Raw genomic sequence first — 1231 nt, forward strand, 5'->3', positions numbered from 1 at the left:
TGGACAGGTTACACTAGATTAGACAGATTCGTTAAGGTCATATAAACTTGATTCAACGGAGAACGGAGGAGAATCAATTATGACTAAAAGAAAAAGAAGAACATTTACTAAAGAGTTCAAAGAACAGGTTGTTCTACTTTATACATCAGGAAAGCCTAGAAGTGAAATTATCAAAGAATACGAGCTGACGTCTTCTGCCTTTGATAAATGGGTTCGACAATACAAAGATTCTGGATCATTTGAAGAGAAAGACAATCGAACTCCAGAACAAGAAGAACTAATCAAACTTCGTAAGGAAAATCAACGACTAGCAATGGAAAATGACATTTTAAAGCAAGCCGCGCTGATCATGGGACGAAAGTAGATGTGATTCGAAATAACACTCACAAATACTCGGTATCAGCAATGTGTAAAGTCCTGCAAATCCCTAGAAGTACGTACTATTATGAATCCAAAGAACGTGATAACCAGGAAGAAGAACTAACGAATTTAGTTGTTCAAATCTTTAAAAATAGTCGAAATATTTATGGTCAAAGAAAAATAAAAGTAGAGTTAGAAAAACTCGGTTGGCAAATTTCACGTCGGCGCATTGGTCGAATAATGAAGCAACAAGGACTCGTATCTAAATATACAGTAGCCCAGTTTAAGCCAACAAAATCAACAGTAAACGAATCTGAAACTAGTAATATATTGAACAGAGAATTTAAACAGGACAAGGAACTAAAAGTAGTTGTAAGTGATTTAACATATGTCCGTGTTGGACATACATGGCATTATATCTGCCTTTTAGTAGACTTATATAATCGTGAAATTATTGGCTACAGTGCTGGTCCACACAAGACTGCAGCTCTAGTTCAACGTGCCTTTGCATCTGTCCCATACAATCTTAATCGTCTCGAATTATTTCATACAGACCGGGGTAGTGAGTTTAATAACCAATTAATTGATGATGCACTTCAAACATTCGGGATTGAACGCTCCTTGAGTGAAAAAGGAAACCCTTATGATAACGCTGTTGCAGAAGCAATGTTTAAGACGATTAAAACAGAGTTCGTTAATGGCACTGTTTTCCCTTGTCAACAAGCTCTTGATCTTGAACTTTTCGACTATGTAAATTGGTTTAATAATATTCGAGTTCATGGATCATTAAATTATTTATCACCTGCTGAATACAAGTTATTAAATGCTTAAAAACCTTAAAAGTTCTGTTCAGTTTAGTGTTGACATTCCA

Annotated in this window: 1 protein-coding gene; it reads left to right on the forward strand. The window is 35.4% G+C overall.

Features of this window, described 5'->3' with window-relative positions:
- Positions 1-79 precede the first annotated feature (79 nt).
- A protein-coding gene (locus SPD45_RS14345; RefSeq protein ID WP_336268461.1) for an IS3 family transposase occupies positions 80-1191 on the forward strand; the annotation gives its coding sequence in 2 pieces (ribosomal slippage) (positions 80-329 and positions 329-1191; 1113 coding nt in all).
- Positions 1192-1231 lie beyond the last annotated feature (40 nt).

It is taken from the genome of Pseudogracilibacillus sp. SO10305, assembly GCF_037072005.1.
In the GTDB taxonomy this organism is placed as follows: Bacteria; Bacillota; Bacilli; order Bacillales; family Amphibacillaceae; genus Pseudogracilibacillus; species Pseudogracilibacillus intestinigallinarum.